This window comes from Phenylobacterium sp., assembly GCF_031360265.1.
GTDB lineage: Bacteria > Pseudomonadota > Alphaproteobacteria > Caulobacterales > Caulobacteraceae > Phenylobacterium.
The window spans coordinates 1-3,016 of record NZ_JANMBF010000058.1 but is presented as its reverse complement, the minus strand read 5'-3'; the positions used below and the strand labels follow the sequence as shown (position 1 = coordinate 3,016).

Genomic DNA, 3,016 nt, shown 5'->3' with positions numbered 1-3,016 from the left:
TTCGGCGACCGCGCCACCTACGAGCCCGCTCCGGGCAACCCCAGCGAGGACTATTCGGAGTTCATCATCGCCGGGGTGCCGTCGCTGTTCTGGAGTCTCGGCGGCCTCGACCCGGCGGTCATCGCCGAGGCCAGGGCCAAGGGCGTTCCGGTCCCTGCCAACCACACACCGCAGTTCGCGCCAACGCCCGAGCCGACCATCCGTTTCGGCGTCGAGGCGATGTCCCTGGCGGTGCTCAACGTCATGGCGCCCTGAGGCCGCGCGGGGCTCGGGCGACATTCTGCCGCTTGTCATTTCCGCATAACGCCATGCGTTTATTATTTATCGCATAAATACAATGATCTAACGGCGAGGCGCGCAAGACCAGCGTTGCATCCATGCGCCGGGATTGTGAAGCTTTTTTTGGGGACAGGTCAAATTTCGTCAATAGATTCGGCGTCGCCCTGCAGACACCGTTGGGGACAAGCTGGGCGAAAACTAACCTTTCTCGGGTCTTCAGCAGCGCCGACGAATGTCGGAACGCTTCTGGCCGCGAGGACTGAAAACAACAATTGGGGGTATAGTGGTGAAGAAGAATTGGCATCTGTCGGTCGGCGTCGCCGCCTTGTCGATATTCGGAGCGGGGGTGCCCGCCGCGTCGGCGGCGGACGCCGCCAAGACCAAGGAGCAGAGCACCACCGTTGAGGACCTGGTGGTCACGGCCTCTCGCCGCGAAGAAAAGCTGCAGGACGTGCCGATCGCGGTTCAGGCGCTGAGCGGCGACAAGCTGCAGGAACTCGGCATCACCGATTTCCAGAAGCTGCTGCAGTTCCTGCCCGACGTGCACGCCGCGGGGCGCGGCCCCGGGCAGAACACGGTCTATATCCGCGGTCTTTCGACCGACACGGCCTCGATCCTGATCGGTGGATCGGCCGGCACCAACCCCAACGTCGCGGTCTACCTCGATGACGTGGCGGTCTCCATGCCGGTGCGCAACCTCGACATCTATGCCGCCGACCTGGAACGGATCGAGGTCCTGAAGGGGCCGCAGGGCTCGCTGTTCGGAGCCAGCGCCATGGGCGGGGCGGTGCGCTACATCACTGCCAAGCCGGACCTTAGCGGCTACCATGCCGGATTCTCGGGCAGCTATTCGGTCACCAAGAGCGGTGACCCCAGCGCCGGTGGCCAGGTTTTTGTCAACGTCCCGATCATCGCCGACAAGCTTGGCGTCCGTCTGGTGGTCTACAGCGACCACAAGGGCGGCTACATCGACAATATCGCCGGCACCTACCAGATGCCGCTGACCTCGCCCGGGTTCAGGGGCAGGCCCGGCTTCGCGACGATCCCGCGGCCGGTGGTCAACAACGGGCCGCTGGTCAAGGAGAACTTCAATTTCGCCGACTATCAGGGCCTCCGCCTGTCGGTGGAATATCGGATCAACGACAACTGGAGCATCGAGGCCCAGCACCTCACCCAGACGCTGAACACCGAGGGGGTGTTCGACTACGATCCGACGCTCGGCGATCTGAAGGTCAAGCGCTTCAACCCCGACAGCCTCAAGGACAAGGGCGACGTGTCCGCCTGGACGGTCAAGGGCCGGCTTGGCCAGCTCGACCTGCTCTATACCGGCGGCTACATCAACCGGCGCGCGGTGCAGCGGACGGACTACACCAACTATTCGTCCTCGGGTCCCTACGCCGTCTACTACAACTGCGACTATGCGGCCTATGTCCATGCCTACGGCGGCTCGGCGACGCTGCCGGCCACGGCGGCGTGCCACAACCCGAAGAACCACGTCTTCAACCAGACCCGCAACACCCGCTTCACCGAGGAATTCCGGGTCGCGACCCCGGCCGACTGGCGACTGCGCGCCATCGGCGGAATCTACTACGACAGCGATCACATCTACAGCCAGGATCACTTCGCCTACGAAGGCTCTCTGGAATCCGGTTTCCCCTCGCAGAACACCCCGCTGACCACGGTCACCGCCATCGATCGCAACATTACCGATCCGACGGTCCAGTTCATCAACGACATCACCCGTTCCGACCGGCAGATGGCGGTGTTCGGTGAGGTGGCCTACGACATCCTCCCTGAGAAGCTGACCCTGACTGTGGGCGGACGCTTCTACGACCAGCGGGTGAGCATTGCCGGCGGCGCGAGCTTCGGCAGCCGCTTCAGCCAGGCCGCCGACCATGGCCGCCCCGTCGAAGGCCCGCTGTTCGTCCCGAGGACCGAGACGGGCTTCATCCCCAAGGTCAACCTGACCTACAAGCCGCGTCCCGGGCTGATGGTCTACGCCACCTATTCGGAAGGCTTCCGGCCCGGCGGGTTCAACCGGGGCGGTGGTACGCCGGGTCTGGTCGACCCCGCCTTCAAGGTGCCGGTCTCCTACGGTACGGACACGGTCAAGAACTACGAGATCGGCTGGAAGACCCAGTTCTTCGACAACAGCCTGCAGTTGAACGGCGCGGCCTACTACATCAAGTGGGACAATCTTCAGTCGCAGGTCTATCGTCCGAAGGACTCCTTCCTCACCTTCGTCCAGAACGCCGCCGATGCCGAGATCAAGGGCGTCGAGGGCAGCCTGATCTGGCGCGGCGTGCCGGGTCTGACGGTGACCAGCGCGTTCACCTATACCCATAGCGAGCTCACCCGGGTGACAACCGGCGTCTCCAACCTGCGTCCGGTGGGCAGCCAACTGGCCCTGACTCCGGAGTTGCAGGGCAACATCGGCGTTCGCTATGAGCGCGAGATCGCCGGCGGCGCGAACGGCTATGTCCGAACGGGCGCCCAGGCCGCCGGACGGATGTTGTCCACCATCGACCGTGGGGCAGACGCCTTCGGCAATCCACTGCAGGGCGACTTCCACCTGCGGGCCTATCAGACCTTCGACGCCGGGATCGGGGTGATCAAGGACAACTGGACGCTTGAGGTGTTCGGCGAGAACCTGTCCGACACGCGTGCGCAGCTCTATGCCAACGCGTCGGACCGGGTGCTGCGCATCACCACCAACCGGCCGCGCACGTTCGGCGTG

General features: G+C 64.2%; 1 protein-coding gene and 1 pseudogene. Both read left to right on the top strand.

Annotation, left to right across the window (positions count from 1 at the left end):
• Positions 1-255, top strand: a pseudogene (locus tag RMN86_RS05050) (amidohydrolase); the annotation flags it as partial.
• A 310-nt stretch (positions 256-565) separates the two neighbouring features.
• Positions 566-3,016 (top strand): TonB-dependent receptor domain-containing protein (locus RMN86_RS05045; protein WP_309604741.1); only part of this gene is annotated, 2,451 nt, incomplete at its 3' end.